Raw genomic sequence first — 19783 nt, 5'->3', positions numbered from 1 at the left:
ATATTAAAATAGTACAATTATATGATAAGAGTAAAGATTAGTTATGAAAAATATTTTTAATAATAAAGTTAATAATCAAAATAATCCGAATAAAACATTGATTCAAGCTATAGATGAGTTCTTAAGAAGAATATCAAATTTAATAGCAATAGCAGGTTCTATATTTGCAATATTTGTACTTTTAATGCAGGTAAGACAGATAAGCATTTATAATTTTTATATATATAATTATGATAAGATTATCAATATCATCACAATATGTTTTGTATTTATACTTATAGATCAGATAAGGATAGCACCAAGGAAACTCTATATAGTTGTGCCGATTATTCAGCTTATAGGTTTACTTCTTTTAAATTTTTTCAGCAGAAAATACTATGATGTATATGCAAATAGAGTAATATGGACTATAGCAGGTTCTATACTTTTCTTTTTAGTTATAGTCATAAATTGGCTTAGGCTTTCATATTCTAAATTTACATTATATCAAATGATTATAGCATCTTTTATATTTGTTATAACATTGGGAAGTTTGCTTTTATATTTGCCTTTAAGTACTGTAACAGGTAAATTATCATTTGTAGATGCTTTATTTACGGCTACTAGTGCAGTATGTGTTACAGGGCTTAGTGTTATAGATATTTCAAAAGAATTTACTTTATTCGGACAGATTGTATTGATTGCTCTTATTCAAATAGGAGGACTTGGTATTATGTCCATATCTGCAATAGTGCTTTTATTTTCTATAAGTAAGGGTAGTGTTCAGGATAGGGTAAGAACTTTAGAGATGTTTAATACACAGAATAAAGATATAATACAATCTACTATAAAAGTGATCTTCTTATCCACATTTTTAATAGAATTATTAGGTGCTGTTTCTTTATTTACTGTTATGGATACTAATGCTAAATTAGGAACGCGTATATTTTCTTCAATATTCCATTCTATAAGTGCATTTTGTAATGCAGGATTCTCTCTTTATACGGATAATCTTCATCAATATTCGGCTAATGTTGTAGTTAATGTTACTATTATGCTTCTTATCACTCTTGGAGGTATAGGATATCCTGTTATGCTTACTGTTACTAGGGCTATAGTTAATAAGATAAAAGGACAAAGATATGTATTTGACGTTCAGGCTAGAATAGTAATATTTACAAGTATTCTTCTTATAATAATTGGAAGTGCTTTTATATTTTTCAATGAATATTCAAATTCACTTAAAGATTTGCCATTGAAAGAAAAGATATTAGTTTCTTTATTTCAAAGTGTAAGTCCAAGAACTGCAGGTTTTGAAACTATTGCTTATAATTCTATGAGTAATGTTACTATAGGAGTTGTTATATTTTTAATGTTTGTAGGAGCTTCTCCAAACAGTACAGGCGGCGGAGTAAAAACTACTACTTTATTTGTATTTATATTTTCAGTAATCACAGCAATTTTTAACAGACCATATATTGTAGTTAATGGCAGAAAGATAAAAGATGATACAGTTAATAAATCCGTTGCTATAGTTACGCTTGCAATAACTATTTCAGTATTGGCTTCATTTATTATGTTTTATATAGAAAAATCAAATAGTATGATGCCTATACTGTTTGAGGCGGTATCAGCAATAAGTACAGTAGGTCTTTCTCTTGGCATCACTCCTACAGTTACAGTATGGAGTAAATTAATACTTATAGTCTTAATGTTTATAGGACGTGTTGGTTATCTTACTTTATTTATGAGTATAGGTTCTATCAATAAAGGAAAATATGGTATAATAGATTTACCTACAGGTGAAGTAACTATAGGATAATTATGTCTGAAATTATTATTGTATGCGGTGCCGGAGGTAAAACCTCATATATAAAAAAAATAGCAGAAAATAATAAAGATAGAAAAATAGTAATTACAACTACTACTAAAATATTCAAACCTGAAAACTATACAGAAACTATAAATAATCATTCCTTTGATAATGATAATATTATTGTATTAGGAAAAGAATATGATGAAAAAAAGTTAATGTATGCAGGAGATGAACAATTAGAGAATGCAATTAAATATGCTGACATTGTTTTGATAGAGGCTGATGGTGCAAAATATCATTCTTTAAAAATACCTAATGATGAAGAGCCTGTTATACTAAGTTTTTTATATGGCAGAATATCTCAAATAGTTATTATTATGGGGCTTCATAGTTTAGGAAGAAAGTTTAAAGAGTCTTGTTTCAGATATAATTTATGCTCTGAAATAGAGCCTGAAAGAATAGTCGATTTAGATACTATTAATTATATAGCTGATAAATATTATATTAATAAACTTAGATGTAAATGCAGTAATATAAAACTATATTTAAATGACTTTACAGAGAATAATTATATTGATTATAAAAAAACAGCTTTTATTATACTTGCCTCTGGTAAGAGTGAACGTTTTAATGGAAATAAATTAATTCATAAATTCAAATCTCTTTATAATAAAACATTATTTGAAAAAACAATAGATAAAATATCCGATGTGAGAAAATTATTTAAAGAAGATGAAAAACTAAAAAATATAGAAACCGATGTAATAGTTGTAAGCGTATACGATGATATAATAAATAAAAAATTTGAAAATAAAGATTATCATGCTTTTTATAATAATAATCATAATGAAGGTATAAGTTCTTCTATAAAACTAGGAATTAATGCGGCATTAAAACTAAAATTTGATTCATTCGCTTTTTTTGTATGCGATATGCCTTTTTTAGAAAGCAATGATATATTTAATATGTTAAAATATTTTTATTATAGTCATAAAAATATAGGTGCCATGTTTACAGATAACAGACCTTCCAATCCTGCTATTTTTTCATCTAAGTATATTAATGATATTTTGAGTTTAGAAAATGATGTTGGTGCAATTAGAATTATAAAAAAGAATGTTGAAGATTGTTTCTTTTATACTATAGATGAAAATAAATTAAAAGATATAGATACGAGAGAAGATTTATTTTAAAATATATTTAGTCAATAAACATTAATAAAATTTAATGAAAGTTTAAAAAGTTTATAAAAGAAAAAGCATAAGCTATAAATAATAACTTATGCTTTTGTATATTAAAAGATATTTTTAATTATTTTTTAGCTTCTTCTTTAGGAAGAATAACGTTAAGTATAATAGCAACACAAGTAGCTATAACAACAGGGCTGCTTCCGAATACTGTTTTAGCCCAAGCAGGGAAAGTATCTAAAGCACCGCCAACTTGAACAGTACCCATACCTAAAGCAACAGCAAGTCCAACTATTAAAGTGTTTCTAGGTCCCATATTTTCAGTGAATACTAATTTAATACCAGTCATAGCGATAGAAGCAAATACCATTATAGTAGCTCCTCCTAATACACAAGAAGGTATTGTAGTAAGTAAAGCTGAGAATTTAGGGAATAAACCAGCTATTAATATTATGATAGCAGCTATACCTAAAACGATTCTGTTAATAACTTTAGTAGTAACAACTATACCTACATTCTGACTGTAAGTAGCAGTTGGCAAACAACCGAATACAGAACATAACATGTTAGTAAGACCATAAGCAGTGATACCGCATTTTAATTCTTGGTCTGTAGGCATTCTTCCTATAGGGCTTCCTGAAGTAGTAGCAGAGAAGTCACCTATTGCCTGAACAGAGTTAACAGCGAATAAAAGAGCTATAGCTATAGCAGCAGAAGGATCAAACTCTATTCCAAAAGGTATAAGTTTAGGAGCTTGGAAAACTCCAGCATTAACAACACTTGTAAAGTTGATCATACCAAAGAAGAAAGCAGCTATATATCCTACTATTAATCCGAATAATACAGAAGCTAATTTTAAGAATCCTTTAGTAAATTGGTTGAAGAAAATAACTGCGATAAGAGTTATACCAGCAACAGCCCAATACTGCCAAGAACCGAAAGGAACAACTTCGCCGTTTATTTTGTACAAAGTACTTCCGCCAGCCATATATCTAACTGCAGTAGGGTATAAAGAAAGACCAACAGTGAAAACTACTGTACCAGCAATTAGAGGAGGGAATAATTTTCTTATTTTATCAACAGCAAAACCAAATACTATAGCGATTATACCGCCTATGATTTGAGCTCCAAAAATTATTGCAAGACCTCTAACACCAAGACCAGTACCTTCAGGACCTCTAGCAATAGACTGCATAGTAGATACATAAGCAAAACTAACACCCATTATCATAGGAAGTCTAGCACCTATGTGATAATTTTTTGTAATAGGTATTGGGAACAACATAATAATAGTTGAAATAGCAGCAAATACTAGAGATGACTGAACTAGTAATATCTGCTCTGGACTTCCGCTTTTAAGACCAGCAGCAGATGATACAATAAGTGCTGGTGTAACACAACCAACTATCATTGCTACTACGTGCTGAATAGCTAACGGAAAAGCTTGAGACATTTTGGGCATACCTTCGTACTGAAACAAAACGTCTTGAGTTTTTTCATTTGTACCCATAATTAACTCCAATTTTTTTATTATATTTTATAGATTTATATTATCTAAAAAATATTCAATTAAATTTAAAGCACATTTCTTCCTATATAAGGCTGTTGACCTAGCACTGTTCCTAGGATTCATAATTGAAGAATATGCTTCTTGTATAGATTTAATATTGTTTTTCCATTCTTTTACATCTGAAACAATATATTTTTCCTCTATACTTTCATCTCTTGTAATTGTAATACCTAATGTACAAAAACTTATTTTGAATCTGTACTTGTCATTTTCTTTGCAAACTAATGCACATATTGCAAGTTTGGATAATGCATTAGCTTTTCTAGTTCCTATTTTTCTATAAAAAGAATATTTATAATCTTTTTTCGGTATTATAATATGCGTAAGTATTTCGTCATTTTTTAATATTGTTTTACTTACTCCTGTAATAAAATCTTTTATCTTTACTTCTCTTTGAGAATTTTTACTTTTTAATATTAAAACTGCATCCATTGCATATAAAGAAGGCAAACTATCTGCAGAAGGGGAGGCATTGCATATATTTCCTCCTATAGTGGCAATATTTCTGATAGGAGGTCCTGCTATTCCTGAGGAACTGTCTTTCAATACCTGAGGAGTTAAATCTGATTTAATAATTTCATCAAATGTAGTTAATGCTCCTATAATAATATTATTTTCATCTTCTTTTATGCCTTTTAATTCATCTATATCATTTATAAATAATATAGGCTTATCAAATTTAGCTATTAAATTGCTTCCTCTAAGATGCTCTACCATTAAATCTGTACCGCCTGCAAAAATCACAGAATCATTTGAGGCTCTAAAATCTAATGCTTCATTAATATTTTTAGCTTTTAAAGTTACTGCCATAAATTTTTACCCTCCTTAAAAGCTATATCAGATGCTCTTAATACGGCACTTACTATATGATCATATCCAGTGCATCTGCATAGATTGCCTGATAATCCTTTTCTTACTTCATACTCTGTAGGTTTTCCTTTAGTATCATTCAAAATAGCTTCAGATGACATTATCATTCCCGGAGTACAGAAACCGCATTGAACAGCTCCTTCATCTATAAAAGCCTTTGTTACTATTTTACCTCTTTCTGTTTCAGAATATCCTTCTATTGTTATAATTTCTTTTCCCTCGCATAAAATTATAGGTATCAAACAAGAATTAACTACTTTTCCATCCATAAGTACGGCACAAGCTCCGCATTCTCCTTCTCCGCATCCTTCTTTAGTACCTGTGAGTTTTAATTCATCTCTTATAAAATCTATTAATCTAGTTAAAGGATCTAACTCTGTATTAATTTCATTTCCATTTACTTTAAATTTTATAGGCATTATATCACCTCCGCTATGTTTTCAGGCAGAATAGGTATTTTTGTAAAATGATGTTTCAAAGCATTTTCCATAGCAGATGCATAAGCACTTGCAGCACCGTCAAAAGTAATTTCTCCTATTCCTTTTGCACCAGAAGGACCATATTGATAAGGCTCTCCCATAATATATGTTTTTATTTCAGGCAAGTCTAAAGAAGTAGGTATCATATAATCAGACATTTTTACCTGTAAGAATCTTCCGTCTTTATTCACTATGTTTTCTAAAGCCCCCCAGCCAAGTGCCTGAGCAACCCCGCCTTTTATCTGACCTTCAACTATCTTTTCATCTATAGCATATCCGCAGTCAAATACAGCCCAAACACCTACGATTTTTACTTCTAATGTAAATTTATCAATCTCAACTTCAACAACATTTATTCCAAGTCCGTAAGTAGGGTAGGCATCTCCTCTTAAATTAGTACTATCCCAATCAACCAAATGCGAAGGATGTTTATAATCTTCAGTTATTTCTATTTCTTCAGATTCATTCCATCTATCTTTTAATTTTTTGCATGCTTCTTGTATTAAATATCCTACTATCATAACTGAACGTGAAGCAACAGTCGGACCTGTATTTGGAATTAGATTTGTATCGTATACAGATATATCTATATTTTCTAATGGTATATTCAAATTATAAGCGGCTATTTTTCTGAATGTGGTATGAAGTCCCTGACCAATTTCTGTATTTGATGTTAGTATTGTTACTTTGTTTCCTTTTTTCTTTAACTTTAATTTAGCTTTGATTATATCTCTTTCTCCGCTTCCTGTGAAAGCACATCCATGTAAGAAGCAGGAAATTCCTATTCCTCTGTACATATCATCTTTATATTTTTTTACTTTGTTTTCATAATCAGATTCTTTTAAAGCTAAATCAAGCATTTTAGGAAGTATTATATTATCATGGAATATTCCGCCTGTTATTGTAGGATCATTTTGTTTAACGAAATATTTTCTTTTAAGTTCTATAGGATCAACATTTATTTTATTAGCTACATTATCCATACTTCTTTCTATAGCGAATATAGCCTGAGGTCCGCCGAATCCTCTGAATGCACAGCTAGGTACATTATTAGTACAGTATAATCTTCCTAAAACTCTCACATTAGGAAAATGATATACATTAGCAGCAGTGTAAGTGCATCTTTGCATAATAACTCTTGAGCTTGATTCATAAGCACCAGCATCCATATCTGAAACTACATCAAGAGCTATGATATTATTATTTTCATCAAGAGCAATTTTAGTTGTGATTTGAGCAGGCTGTCTTTTTACACTATAAGCTAAATCAAATTGTCTGTCTAATATAAGCTTAACTGTTTTTTTGAGTTTATGTACAGCAACGGCAACTGCAGCTGATAGTATATCAGGATAATGCTCTTTTCCTCCAAATCCTCCGCCTATAGTAGGTGATATTACTCTTACCTTTGAATCTTCAACTCCAAGAACAGGAGCAACAGCTTTTTGTACATAATATGGACATTGTGTAGATGAATATAAAGTTACTCCGTCATTTTCCCAAACACCTACAGTTCCATTAACTTCCATATATAAATGTTCTTGATATGGTGTATGATATGTTTCTTCTATTATTGTTTTAGCTTTTTTGAATGCTTCATCAACATCGCCGTATCCTGCTTTAAATGAAATGAATATATTATCATCTCCATATATAGGACCGCCTAATAATTTTTTGGAGTCTTCTATATTTAATACAGGTTCTAAATCTTCATATTCTATTGTAACTTTTTCGGCTATATCATATACTACATTTTTATCAGGACCTACAATAAGAAGTATTGTTTCTCCAATATATCTAACATTATCATCAGCAAAAGGACGCCAGTCAGATATAATCATAGTAGCGGCGTTTTTACCAGGAACATCTCTATAATCTATTATAGAATAACCTTCAGGAAGTTTAGGAATATTGATTTTTAATATCTTAGCCCTTGCCTTTGTAGAATGAACAATCTTGGCATGCAGGACTTCTTTTCCAAAATCAATATCGTTTAAATACTTAGTTTTTCCTGTTATCTTATCAAGAGCATCTACTCTTGCTACAGAATTTTTCAATTCTTTAATTAGAGTTTCCATAAAATAGCCCTCAACTTATTATTAAATTTAAATATTGTTAATATTTATAATATATCAATACTCAAATATTAATATATTATAGATATTAACAAGCTATAAATAAACTAGATAATTTATAGTTTAATATAAATATCTAGTTCATTTATATACTACTAAAAATTATTTTACTACTCTAGTACCAGTTTTTCCATTGATAGCATCTTTAGCTTTTTCTAATAATGTTATCATAGCTTCTTTTCCAGTAGCTTCAACAAACTGCATACAAGCCTGTACTTTTGGAAGCATAGAACCAGGAGCAAACTGACCATCATCACAATGTTTTTTAGCTTCTGCTATAGTCATAGAATCAAGCCATTTAACATCAGGTTTTCCAAAGTTAATAGCAACTTTTTCTACAGCAGTTAAGATGATAAGCATATCAGCATTAAGTTCTTTAGCAAGTACAGAAGCAGCAAAGTCTTTATCTATAACAGCAGCCATACCTTTCAAGTGATTACCTATTCTTATTACAGGTATTCCGCCGCCGCCGCAGCAAATTACTAATGCTTTTTCATTAAGCATAGCATTGATTGCAGTACTTTCAGCTATAGCAACAGGTTTAGGAGAAGCAACAACTCTTCTGTATCCTCTTCCTGCATCTTCTTTTACTATCCAGCCTAATTCTTTAGCTTTTGCTTCGCCTTCTTCCTTAGTCATGAATTGACCTATAGGTTTAGTAGGATTTTTGAAAGCAGGGTCATTTTCATCAACTACTACTTGTGTAATTAATGTAGCTATTGGCGGAACAGTAATCTTTCTATTAGAGAATTCTTCCATAATAGCATTCTGTAAGTCATAACCAATATAAGCCTGACTCATAGCAACACATACTGATAAAGGTATAGGATTTCCAGTATTATGATTATTAGTATATTCATTCATAGCATTGTTAATGAATCCAACTTGAGGTCCATTACCATGAGCTACAATTACTTCGCATCCGCTTTCTACTAAATCTACTATATTTTTAGCAGTGATTTTTACAGCTTCCATTTGCTCAGCAAGAGTATCACCTAAAGCATTACCTCCCAAAGCAATAACAATTCTTTTCTTATTTTCCATATTTTAATATCCTAAATCAAAAATTAAATTCTTTTTATATTGGAAAAAGTGCTTTTTTTCACAATATAACAGATATAAAATGGTAAGTACTATATATATTATAGATACTTACCATCTATTTAGTTTTTATTATCCAAATATTCTTTGTTTTTTGTCAGAAGCTAATTTGCTTAATACGGCTTGAGGATCTCTGAACTTAGATAAGAAGATCATAGCAGCTATAACATAAGGTTTGTAACTAGCTTGCTTGTAAAGAGGTACTCTGTATCTGTCGAATACTGAAGCTTCAACTTCACCATCTTTACAGCTAACATCATTAATATCAGCAGGTAAGCAGTGTAAGTATAAAGCTTTTCCGTCTTTAGTTTTTTTCATTTTTTCTTCAGTACAGCACCAATCTTTATAATTAGCGTTTTGCTCTAATAATCTTTTTTCAAGAGCTTTGATACCGTCAGTGTCGCCTTTACCATAAAGGTCAGTTCTTTCCTGCATAGCAGCAAAAGGAGCCCAAGATTTAGGATAAACAACATCAGCATCTTCAAATGCTTCGTCCATATTGTTAGTGATAGTTAATTTAACACCAGCAGCTTCAGCATTTTTCTTAGCAATAGCTTCAACTTCAGGCATAAGTTCATAACCTTTTGGATAAGCTAAAGCAACATCCATACCTAATCTAGTGAATAAACCAGCAGCACCTTGAGGTACAGATAATGGTTTACCGTAAGAAGGTGAATAAGCCCAAGTCATAGCAACTTTTTTACCTCTTAAGTTTTCTAATCCGCCTAATTCATGGATGAAGTGTAAAGAGTCAGCCATCATTTGAGTTGGATGGTCTCTGTCACACTGTAAGTTAACTAAAGTAGGTCTTTGCTCTAATATACCGTCATTGTAACCTTGTCTTACAGATTCAGAAACTTCTTTCATATATTCGTGACCTTTACCGATGTACATATCATCTCTGATACCAATAACATCAGCCATGAAAGATACCATGTTAGCAGTTTCTCTAACTGTTTCACCATGAGCTATTTGGCTTTTACCTTCATCTAAGTCTTGTACTTCTAAACCTAAAAGGTTACAAGCAGAAGCGAAAGAGAAACGAGTTCTAGTAGAATTATCTCTGAATAAAGAGATACCTAAACCAGAATCAAATACTTTAGTAGAAATGTTGCTTTCTCTTAAGAATCTTAAAGCATCAGCAACAGTCCAAACTGCTTGTAATTCATCAAAAGTTTTGTCCCAAGTCAAAAAGAAATCGTTTTGATACATTTTGCCGAATTCAAGGCTATCGAGTTTTGAAATGTATTTTTGTATACCCATATTTTTTCATCCTTTTTTATTTATTTTAATTTTTTATTATATTACAAATTATTTATTTGCACAATAGATAGTAGGTACAGCAGCGTATAAAGCAGCACAGTTTACTAAATCTTGTTTCCAAGTTTTTTCATTAGGAGCATGTGCCTGAGCTTCAGCACCAGGTCCGAAACCTATACAAGGTATTCCGTTTCTTCCCATAATAGATACGCCGTTAGTAGAGAATGTCCATTTATCAGTAAGCGGACGAGCTTTTCTTTCTTTATCTATTTCTGGAGTAGGTCCTAATCTTTCAGTACCGAATAAGCCTTTATAAGCTTCTTCTAAAGTTTTAGTAACAACATGGTCTTCAGGTATTACCCAAGTAGGGAAGTAACATTCTATTGGATAAACTAAGTTAGTCCAAGAAGGTCTGTCATAGTTATACATAGATACTTCAGCACCATATTTTTTAACGTTAGGAAGGTTTCTAATTTCTTCTAAGCAGCTTTCCCAAGTTTCGCCAGCTGTCATTCTTCTGTCTAATGAAATAGAACAAGAGTCAGCTACAGCACATCTGCTTGGAGAAGTGTAGAAAATTTGAGAAACTGTTACAGTACCTCTTCCTAAGAAGTTAGCTTCTTTATATTGAGGATTGTATTTTTCTTCTAACATTTTTACTAAGCCTTTGATTTCTGTAGAATCTTTAGCATCATTTTCGTTAAGGCTTCTGATGTCTTGAAGTATGTCAGCCATTTTGTAAATAGCGTTGTCTCCTCTTTCTGGAGCAGAACCGTGACAAGAAATACCTTTAACGTCTACTCTTATTTCCATTCTTCCTCTTTGACCTCTGTAGATACCGCCGTCAGTAGGTTCAGTAGAAATTACGAATTCAGGTTTAATTTTGCTTTCTTTACAGATGTATTCCCAGCATAAACCATCGCAGTCTTCTTCTTGTACAGTACCAACAACAACAACTTGATATTGGTCATTTAAAAGACCTAAATCTTTCATTATTTTAGCACCATAAACACCAGAAACGATACCGCCTTCTTGGTCAGAAGTTCCTCTTCCTCCGATTTCTACATCGTTTTCATAACCTTCATAAGGGTCAAAATTCCAGTTATCTTTGTTTCCTATACCAACTGTATCTATATGAGCATCGATACCTATTAAAGTTTTACCTGTACCCATATATCCTAAAACGTTACCCATAGGATCGATATCAACTTTGTCAAATCCTACTTTTTTCATTTCTTCAGCTATTCTTTCGATTACGCCTTTTTCTTCGCAAGATTCACTAGGAATTCTAATTAAATCTCTTAAGAACTTAGTCATATCAGCTTTATAGCCTTCAGCTTTTGCTTTTATTTGTTCAAATTGTTCTTTTGAAATAGCACTCATTGTTTTTATTCTCCTAAAAATTTATAATTTATTTTTTATTTCTTTCTTAACTTTTATAATTATCTTTCTTTAGCTTCCCAAATGATATTTTTCCATCTTTCAGGATCAGTATCACCTTCTGTGCTGAATAATAATACTTTAGAATTAGAATCAAGTTTTAATTTTTTTCTTAATTCAGCATATTCATCATTAAGCATTATAGTAGCTAAAGCACCGAATGGAGCAGCACCAGATTCACCAGATACTACTTGAGGGTCTCCTTTTAATGGAGCAGATAACATTCTCATACCTCTAGCAGCAACTATGTCCTGAGCAGCTATGAAACAATCAGCATGATTTTTAAGTATATCCCAAGAAGTGATATTAGGCTCACCGCAAGCAAGTCCAGCCATTATAGTGTCTAAATCACCTTCAACTATTCTTATTTTTCCGTCTCCAGCTTCAGCTCCTTTGTATAAACAAGCAGCAGCATCAGCTTCTACTACTACCATTACAGGAGGATTATCTTTATATTTGTTAGAGAAATATCCAACCATAGCACCAGCTAAAGAACCAACACCAGCCTGTACGAATACATGTGTAGGTCTTTCACCGAATTGCTCATCAGCCTCTAAAGCCATAGTACCGTAACCTTGCATAATCCAAGCAGGTATTTCTTCATATCCTTCCCAAGCAGTGTCCTGAACAACTACACCGTTTTGAACTTTAGCAGCTTCAGCAGCAGCTTTTCTAACGCATTCATCATAGTTGAATTCTTCTATTGTAGCTGTAGCACCTTCAGCCTGAATATTTTTTAATCTAGTTTCTGTTGAACCTTTAGGCATAAAAATTACTGATTTTTGTCCTAATTTGTTAGCAGCCCAAGCAACACCTCTACCATGGTTACCGTCTGTAGCTGAGAAGAATGTAGCCTGACCGAATTCATCTTTTAATTTTTTTGAAGTTAATACATCATAAGGGAATTCGCTTACATCTTTACCCATTTTCTGAGCTATATATCTAGCCATAGAGTAAGAACCGCCTAATACTTTAAAAGCATTAAGACCGAATCTGTATGACTCATCTTTTACTTTTATAGTTCCTAAACCTAAATATTTAGCCATTTCTTTTAAATCTGCTAATGGTGTTTCTGTATATTGAGGGAAACTTTGGTGAAAAGCTTTTGCTTTTTTTACTTCCTCAATAGACATAATTGGTAAATTTTTATCTTCTGTTTTAGGCATTTTATTTTCAGCCCATTTAAGATCACTCATTTATATCCTCCTTTTTTGAATCTATATAGTTATATAGAGTGAATTTACTTATTCCAAAATGATTAGATACCTTATCTCCGGATTTAGTTATCAAAAATACTCCGGAATCATTTAAAAATTTTATAGCCTTTATTTTTTCATCTTTATTCATTATAGAAGCAGGCTTTCCTACTAATTCCTCACTTCTTATTATTAATTTTTCCATAAGTTCTTGAGCACTATTAGGTATTTCTTCTAATTTAGATTTATTTTCAGTTTGTAATAATGTATCTAAATCGCTTTTAAATGGCAAGAAATTAGTTATATCGAAGTTGATAGATAGTATATATCTGTATTTACCGCTCATATCTTTTATAAAAACTGTTGAAGATTTCAATATTTTTCCATTTGATGCTTTTGTAAGATATGATAAATGGTCAACTATTGGTTCTCCTTTTTTTAGTTTTTCTATAGTGTTTATAACAATATTGGAGGCACCTTCTCCTGCTTGTCTTCCTGTTATACCTCCATTAATAATAAAAATAATTGTATGTTCCAAGTCATCTTCTTTTAGTTCATGTAAACAAACTTCACAATTATTTCCGAATTGTCTTGCTATGCCATGAGCAACACTTATTAATGTTTCTAGTATTATATTAGAACTCATAAATATTCCAAAATATTTTATAATGTTTAATTAATATGCTTATAGTATACTAATTTTTTTTTAGATTTTCAAGAAAAAATCTAAATTTTTTTTGAAAATTCGTTGACAAATGTGCTTTTTTTAATATCCTATTAAAATGTGTATAAATAATTACTAGAATATAAATTTAGGAGGCAGCTTATGTTATTAATAGGTGGGGGAAAATTAATTACTAGAGATTCTGCTAAGCCATTCATTGAAGATGGTGCAGTTCTTTGTGACGGAAGATTAATTAAAGAGGTTGGAAAAACTTCTGATTTGAAAGCAAAATATAAAGATGCTGAGTATATAGATGCTAAAGGAAGCATTATTATGCCGGCTTTCATAAATGTACATGAACATATTTACTCTGCTATGGCTAGAGGTTTCAGCATTAATGGTTATAATCCTAAAGGCTTTTTAGAAATATTAGACGGTATGTGGTGGACTATAGATAGAAATCTTACTTTAGAACAAACTAAACAAAGTGCTATGGCTACTTATATTGAATCTATTAAAAGCGGTGTTACTACTGTATTTGATCACCATGCTAGTTTCGGTCATATAGAAGGTTCTTTATTTGCCATAGAAGAAGCTGCTAAGACTATGGGTGTTCGTTCTTGTTTATGTTATGAAGTTTCTGATAGAGACGGAGATGCTAAATCTAAAGCTTCAGTTAAAGAAAATCTTGATTTTATTAAACATGCTATGGCTGATAAAACTGATATGATCAAAGGTATGATGGGAATGCATGCTTCTTTCACTATTTCTGATAAAACTATGGAAGCTTGTATGAAAGATTTACCTGAAGGTATAGGCTGCCATATTCACGTTGCTGAAGGTATAGAAGATTTACATGCTTGTTTGAAAGAACATGGTAAAAGAATAGTTGACAGACTTTATGATTTCAAAGTTTTAGGTCCTAAAACTATACTTGTACACTGTATATATATCAATCCTCATGAAATGGATTTAATTAAAGAAACAGATACTATGACTTCTCATAACCCTGAATCTAATATGGGTAATGCTTGCGGCTGTCCTCCTACAATGGAATTAATGAAAAAAGGCATATTAACAGGTTTGGGTACTGATGGATATACTCATGATATGACAGAATCATACAAAGTAGCTAATGTACTTCATAAACATAGCCTTTGCGATCCAAATGCTGCTTGGGGTGAAATACCTACAATGTTATTTGAAAATAATGCTAAAATGGCTAATCGTTATTTCGATACTCCGCTTGGCGTACTTAAAGAGGGAGCTGCTGCTGATGTTATCATTGTGGATTATAAAAACTATACAGAATTAAGTGATAAAAATATCAATGGACATATATTATTTGGTATGAACGGCGGACATGTTAATACTACTGTTTGTAACGGTGAAGTATTGATGAGAGATAGAAAACTTACTAAGATTGATGAAGAAGCTGCTTATGCTAAGATAAGAGAAGAAGCTGATAAGCTTTGGAAACAGATTAATAAATAAAAAATAATATCATGAAATTCTATATAAAATTAATTTTTATATAGAATTTTTTTTGGTATTTTAATAAATTACAGTAAAATTAATTGGAGGAATTATAATGAGTGATGTAATGACACCCATACCTTTTGGAAACCTTATGAATTGGATTCTAGAAGAAAAAAAATCCGGTAAAGTATTTGGTGTTTCAAGAGCATTTAAAGCTGATAAAGCTAAATATTATGAAATTTTTGGAAGAAAATTAGAAACTCCTATAGGACCTGCAGCAGGACCTCATACTCAATTAGCTCAAAACATAGTTGCTGCTTATTATACAGGAAGCAGATTCTTTGAACTTAAAACTGTTCAGAAAATGGACGGAGAAGAATTAAGCAAATGCGTTGCTAAACCTTGTATCACAGCTAATGATGAATGTTATAACTGTGAATGGTCTACAGAACTTTATGTTCCTCAGGCTTTTGATGAATATGTTAAAGCTTGGGTTGCTTTAAAAGTAATTGCTAAAGAATGGGATTTAGGAGATATGGACGGTTTTCAGTTCAATATGTCTGTTGGTTATGATTATGAAGGCATTAAAACTGAAAAAATTGATAACTTTATTGAAGGCATGAAAGATGCTTCTAATACTCCTATATTCAAAGAATGTAAACAATGGTTAACTGATAATATAAGCAGATTCAAAAACTTCAAGAAAGAAGATATAGATAAAATCAATGCTGATGTATGTAATTCTGTTACTTTGTCTACTCTTCATGGATGTCCTCCTACAGAAATAAAAAAAATAGCTTCATACCTAATCACAGAAAAGAAATTAAATACTTTTGTTAAATGTAACCCAACTTTATTAGGTTATGAATATGCTAGAAAAACTTTAGATGAAATGGGTTATGATTATATATCATTTACTGATTTCCACTTTAATGATGATTTACAGTACAGCGATGCAGTTCCTATGCTTCAAAGACTTCAAAAATTAGCTGAAGATAATTCACTTGCATTCGGTGTAAAAATCACTAATACATTCCCTGTAGATGTTAAACAAAAAGAATTACCATCTGAAGAAATGTATATGTCTGGTAAATCTTTATTCCCGCTTTCTATGACAGTTGCTTCAAGATTGAGTAAAGATTTTGACGGAAAATTGAGAATTTCATATTCAGGCGGATGTGATTATTTCAATATCAATGATGTTATAGATGCAGGAATTTGGCCTGTAACTATGGCTACTACTTTCTTAAAATCAGGCGGTTATCAAAGAGGTGAGCAAATAGCTAAAAATCTTAAAGAACCAAAAGCATTTACTAAAGTAGATGTAGCTAAAACTGAAAAAATCATTGAATGGAGCAAAAAAAGCAAACATCATATTAAACCTGTTAAGCCTCTTGCTAGCAGAAAAGTTAATAAAAAAGTACCTTTGATCGATTGTTATATAGCTCCTTGTATGGAAACTTGTCCTATTCATCAAGACCTTACTACTTATATAAGACTTAATTCTGAAGGAAAATATGAAGAGTCTTTCAAAGTTATTATAGAGAAAAACGCTCTTCCATTTGCTACAGGTATATTATGTCCTCATACTTGTATGGATAAATGTACTAGACAATTCTATGAAGAGCCTGTAAGCATCAGAGCTTGCAAATTAGAAGCTGCTAAAGCTGGATATAGTAAAGTAATAGGCACTTTAAAGCCTGCTGCTTCTATAGGTAAAAAAGCTGGTATCATAGGTGCTGGTCCTGCCGGACTTTCTGCTGCATTCTTCTTGGCTCGTGCTGGTGTTGATGTTACAGTATTCGATAAGAGAGAAAAAGCTGGCGGTGTAGTTGCTAATATTATACCTAGCTTCAGAATAAGTGCTGAAGAGATTGGAAATGATGTTAGCTTATGTAAGCAAATGGGTGTTAAATTTGAATTAGGCAAAGAAATTAAAGATATAAAAGAATTTGCTAAAAATTATGATTACACTGTTGTTTGTATAGGTGCTCATAAAAATATGCCTTTAAAACTTGAAGCCGGCGAATCTATGAATGCTCTTAAATTCTTAGAAGAGTTCAATAAAACTAATGGAAACGTTGCTTTAGGTGAAGATGTAGTAGTAATCGGAGGCGGTAACACTGCTATGGATGCTGCTCGTGCTGCTAAGAAAAATAAAGGCGTTAAAAATGTTAGATTAGTTTATAGAAGAACTAAGAGATATATGCCTGCTTTAGAAGAAGAACTTCAAGAGGCTTTAGAAGATGGTGTTGAGTTCATGGAATTACTTGCACCTGTTAAATTAGAAAACGGCAAACTTCTATGTAAGAAAATGGAATTATCTGATTATGATGAAAAAGGCAGAAGAAACGTTGTTGAAACTAGCGAAACAGTAGAAGTACCTGCTAGCAGTGTTATAGCTTCTATTGGTGAGCAAATTGAATCTGACTTCTACAAATCTAATGGTATAGATGTTGATGATAAAGGCAAACCAAAATGCAATGCTAATAATGAATCATCTATAAAAAATGTTTATGTTGCTGGTGATGGTTTATATGGTGCTGCTACTATAGTTGAAGCTATAAGAGATGCTAAAGTTGTCGCTGAAGCTATATTAGGAAAAGCAGTTGCTCCTGATTTACCTTCTGTTTCTACTGAAGAAATATCTTATAGCAAAAAAGGTAATTTGAAAGAAGTATCAAAAGATCCTGAAGCTACTAGATGTTTAAGCTGTGATTATATTTGTGAAAGCTGTACTGAAGTTTGTCCTAACAGAGCTAATGTATCTATAAAAGTTGCAGGACATGCTAAGATATCACAAATCATACACGTTGATTATATGTGTAATGAATGCGGTAACTGTGAAACATTCTGTCCTTATAGTTCTGCTCCTTATAAAGATAAATTTACATTGTTTGCTACTGAAGATGATATGAAAAATTCTAAAAATGATGGTTTCTTATTCTTAGATAAAGAAGGAAATGCTAAACTTAGAATTGACGGTAAAGAAGAATCTTATAAAGTTGGCGGAAAGAACAATGGTGTTTACACTATAGTCGATGCCGTATTTAATAACTATAAGTATTTAATATTAAAATAATTGACTTTATATTAATTATTGTATAACATAGCAAAGGGGAGATAAATATCTTTCCCTTGTTATGTTTATTTGATTTTAATATATTAAAGGAGGAATATATGGGCGAGAGTGCCAAGATTATCATTAATGGTAAAGAGATGAGCTTTGACTCAGACAGAAAGTTAATGGATGTTCTTAGGAATGACTGTAAATGTAAATCGGTTAAAGACGGATGTTCTGAAGGTGCTTGCGGAACTTGTACTGTTTTGATAGATGGAAAACCTACTAAAGCATGTATACAAACTATAGGAAGATTGCAGGGTAAAAGCGTACAAACTATAGAGGGATTTACTCAAAGAGAAAAAGATGTTTATGCTCATGCTTTTGCAGTTGCAGGTGCAGTTCAATGCGGATTCTGTATACCTGGTATGGTTATATGTGCTAAAGGATTGATAGATAAAAATCCTAATCCTACAAGACTTGAAATTGTTGCTGCTATAAAAAATAATATTTGCAGATGTACAGGATACAAAAAAATCATTGATGCTATAGAATTAGCTGCTAAAATGATTAGAGAAAATATTGATGTAAAAGAATACAAAGGTAAAGTAAAATTAGGCGATAGAAATATTGCTAGAGTAGATGCTAAAGAAAAAGCTTTAGGTATTGGCGAATACTGTGATGATATAGAATTAGAAGGTATGCTTTATGGTGTTGCTGTAAGAACTAAATATCCAAGAGCTAAAATCTTAAAAATAGATATTAGCGAAGCAAAAGCTTTAAAAGGCGTAGTTGATGTAATAACTGCTAAAGATTTACCTGGTGCTAAGAAAATAGGACATATTTTCCATGACTGGGATGTACTTATTGGTGAAGGCGAGACTACAAGATTTATTGCTGACGGTTTAGCTTTAATCGTTGCTGAAGATGAAGCTACTGCTAAAAAAGCTAGAGATTTAGTAAAAATAGAATATGAAGAATTACCATTGGTAAGAAATCCTCAGGAAGCTATGAAAGAGGGAGCTCCTTTAGTTCATGAAGAAAGAGAAAGCAATTTACTTACTCATGAAAGATTAGTTAAAGGTAATGCTGATGAAGTAATAGCTAAATCTAAATATAAAGTTACAAAACATTATGAACTTCCTTGGACAGAGCATGCATTTATGGAAGCAGAAGTTGCTGTTGCTATGCCTTTCAATGAAGATGGAATATTTGTATATTCAAGCGACCAAAGTGTTTATGACACTAAAAAAGAGGTTGCTTTGGCTTTAGGTATAGATGCCGAAAAAGTTGTAGTAGAAAATAAATATGTAGGCGGCGGATTCGGTGGTAAGGAGGATATGAGTGTTCAGCATTATGCAGCTATAATGGCATATAGAACAAAAAGACCTGTTAAATTCAAACTTACAAGACAAGAAAGTATAAACTGGCACCCAAAACGTCACCCTATGAGCATAGATATGACTACTGCTTGTGATGAAAACGGTATACTTACAGCTATGAAAGCTACTTTAATTACAGATGCCGGTGCTTATGCTTCATTATCCGG

At 31.6% G+C, this 19783-nt stretch carries 14 protein-coding genes; 5 read left to right on the top strand and 9 right to left on the bottom strand.

All coding sequences use genetic code 11. From position 1 onward, the window contains the following. The first annotated feature begins 43 nt into the window (after positions 1–43). Together Q0K19_RS13135 and yqeC are read left to right on the top strand one after the other, a co-directional pair. Positions 44–1801: a TrkH family potassium uptake protein gene (locus Q0K19_RS13135; RefSeq protein WP_297248689.1), complete on the top strand. Its 1758-nt coding sequence runs from the start codon at positions 44–46 to the stop codon at positions 1799–1801. Positions 1802–1803: 2 nt separating this feature from the next. Next, positions 1804–2988, top strand: coding sequence for a selenium cofactor biosynthesis protein YqeC (gene yqeC / locus Q0K19_RS13130; protein WP_297248687.1), 1185 nt, complete (start codon positions 1804–1806; stop codon positions 2986–2988). Between the two features lie 118 nt (positions 2989–3106). On the opposite strand, the gene Q0K19_RS13125 is transcribed toward yqeC, so the two are convergent. The 9 genes from Q0K19_RS13125 to Q0K19_RS13085 form a co-directional block, all read right to left on the bottom strand. Beyond that, positions 3107–4492, bottom strand: a complete 1386-nt coding sequence (locus Q0K19_RS13125) for a solute carrier family 23 protein (RefSeq protein ID WP_297248685.1) — start codon at positions 4490–4492, stop codon at positions 3107–3109. A 27-nt stretch (positions 4493–4519) separates the two neighbouring features. Next, a complete protein-coding gene (locus Q0K19_RS13120; RefSeq protein WP_297248683.1) occupies positions 4520–5362 on the bottom strand; it encodes an FAD binding domain-containing protein in 843 nt (280 codons plus the stop codon). Further along, positions 5353–5841 carry a (2Fe-2S)-binding protein gene (locus Q0K19_RS13115; protein ID WP_297248681.1) on the bottom strand — a complete coding sequence of 163 codons (489 nt, stop codon included), beginning with the start codon at positions 5839–5841 and terminating at the stop codon, positions 5353–5355. The genes Q0K19_RS13120 and Q0K19_RS13115 overlap by 10 nt, the downstream gene beginning before the upstream one ends. Then, a complete protein-coding gene (locus tag Q0K19_RS13110; protein ID WP_297248679.1) occupies positions 5841–7976 on the bottom strand; it encodes a xanthine dehydrogenase family protein molybdopterin-binding subunit in 2136 nt (711 codons plus the stop codon). The genes Q0K19_RS13115 and Q0K19_RS13110 overlap by 1 nt, the downstream gene beginning before the upstream one ends. A gap of 159 nt (positions 7977–8135) precedes the next feature. After that, a complete protein-coding gene (arcC, locus tag Q0K19_RS13105; protein ID WP_297248677.1) occupies positions 8136–9077 on the bottom strand; it encodes a carbamate kinase in 942 nt (313 codons plus the stop codon). Between the two features lie 129 nt (positions 9078–9206). Further along, on the bottom strand, positions 9207–10397 hold the full coding sequence (gene ygeW / locus Q0K19_RS13100) for a knotted carbamoyltransferase YgeW (protein ID WP_297248675.1): 1191 nt from the start codon (positions 10395–10397) through the stop codon (positions 9207–9209). Positions 10398–10445: 48 nt separating this feature from the next. Continuing rightward, positions 10446–11777: a YgeY family selenium metabolism-linked hydrolase gene (locus Q0K19_RS13095; protein ID WP_297248673.1), complete on the bottom strand. Its 1332-nt coding sequence runs from the start codon at positions 11775–11777 to the stop codon at positions 10446–10448. Between the two features lie 59 nt (positions 11778–11836). Further along, positions 11837–13030 carry a diaminopropionate ammonia-lyase gene (gene dpaL, locus Q0K19_RS13090; protein ID WP_014488372.1) on the bottom strand — a complete coding sequence of 398 codons (1194 nt, stop codon included), beginning with the start codon at positions 13028–13030 and terminating at the stop codon, positions 11837–11839. Continuing rightward, positions 13023–13676: a transcriptional regulator gene (locus Q0K19_RS13085; RefSeq protein ID WP_297248670.1), complete on the bottom strand. Its 654-nt coding sequence runs from the start codon at positions 13674–13676 to the stop codon at positions 13023–13025. The genes dpaL and Q0K19_RS13085 overlap by 8 nt, the downstream gene beginning before the upstream one ends. 180 nt (positions 13677–13856) lie before the next feature. On the opposite strand from Q0K19_RS13085, the gene ssnA reads away from it, so the two are divergent. The 3 genes from ssnA to Q0K19_RS13070 form a co-directional block, all read left to right on the top strand. Then, entirely contained in the window at positions 13857–15188 is a 1332-nt protein-coding gene (gene ssnA / locus Q0K19_RS13080; protein WP_297248668.1) for a putative aminohydrolase SsnA, read from the top strand. A 97-nt stretch (positions 15189–15285) separates the two neighbouring features. Next, entirely contained in the window at positions 15286–18255 is a 2970-nt protein-coding gene (ygfK, locus tag Q0K19_RS13075) for a putative selenate reductase subunit YgfK (protein WP_297248666.1), read from the top strand. Positions 18256–18353: 98 nt separating this feature from the next. Beyond that, positions 18354–19783 (top strand): molybdopterin cofactor-binding domain-containing protein (locus tag Q0K19_RS13070; RefSeq protein WP_297248664.1); only part of this gene is annotated, 1430 nt, incomplete at its 3' end.

It is taken from the genome of uncultured Brachyspira sp. (assembly GCF_944393015.1).
Lineage (GTDB): Bacteria > Spirochaetota > Brachyspiria > Brachyspirales > Brachyspiraceae > Brachyspira.
Note: the sequence above shows the minus strand (reverse complement) of the source record. Positions and strands in the feature narration are given on the sequence as shown.

Coding starts and splice junctions, on each gene's coding strand:
- Q0K19_RS13135 (WP_297248689.1), top strand. CDS start 44: ATGAAAAATATTTTTAATAATAAAGTTAATAATCAAAATAATCCGAAT.
- yqeC (WP_297248687.1), top strand. CDS start 1,804: ATGTCTGAAATTATTATTGTATGCGGTGCCGGAGGTAAAACCTCATAT.
- Q0K19_RS13125 (WP_297248685.1), bottom strand. CDS start 4,492: ATGGGTACAAATGAAAAAACTCAAGACGTTTTGTTTCAGTACGAAGGT.
- Q0K19_RS13120 (WP_297248683.1), bottom strand. CDS start 5,362: ATGGCAGTAACTTTAAAAGCTAAAAATATTAATGAAGCATTAGATTTT.
- Q0K19_RS13115 (WP_297248681.1), bottom strand. CDS start 5,841: ATGCCTATAAAATTTAAAGTAAATGGAAATGAAATTAATACAGAGTTA.
- Q0K19_RS13110 (WP_297248679.1), bottom strand. CDS start 7,976: ATGGAAACTCTAATTAAAGAATTGAAAAATTCTGTAGCAAGAGTAGAT.
- arcC (WP_297248677.1), bottom strand. CDS start 9,077: ATGGAAAATAAGAAAAGAATTGTTATTGCTTTGGGAGGTAATGCTTTA.
- ygeW (WP_297248675.1), bottom strand. CDS start 10,397: ATGGGTATACAAAAATACATTTCAAAACTCGATAGCCTTGAATTCGGC.
- Q0K19_RS13095 (WP_297248673.1), bottom strand. CDS start 11,777: ATGAGTGCTATTTCAAAAGAACAATTTGAACAAATAAAAGCAAAAGCT.
- dpaL (WP_014488372.1), bottom strand. CDS start 13,030: ATGAGTGATCTTAAATGGGCTGAAAATAAAATGCCTAAAACAGAAGAT.
- Q0K19_RS13085 (WP_297248670.1), bottom strand. CDS start 13,676: ATGAGTTCTAATATAATACTAGAAACATTAATAAGTGTTGCTCATGGC.
- ssnA (WP_297248668.1), top strand. CDS start 13,857: ATGTTATTAATAGGTGGGGGAAAATTAATTACTAGAGATTCTGCTAAG.
- ygfK (WP_297248666.1), top strand. CDS start 15,286: ATGAGTGATGTAATGACACCCATACCTTTTGGAAACCTTATGAATTGG.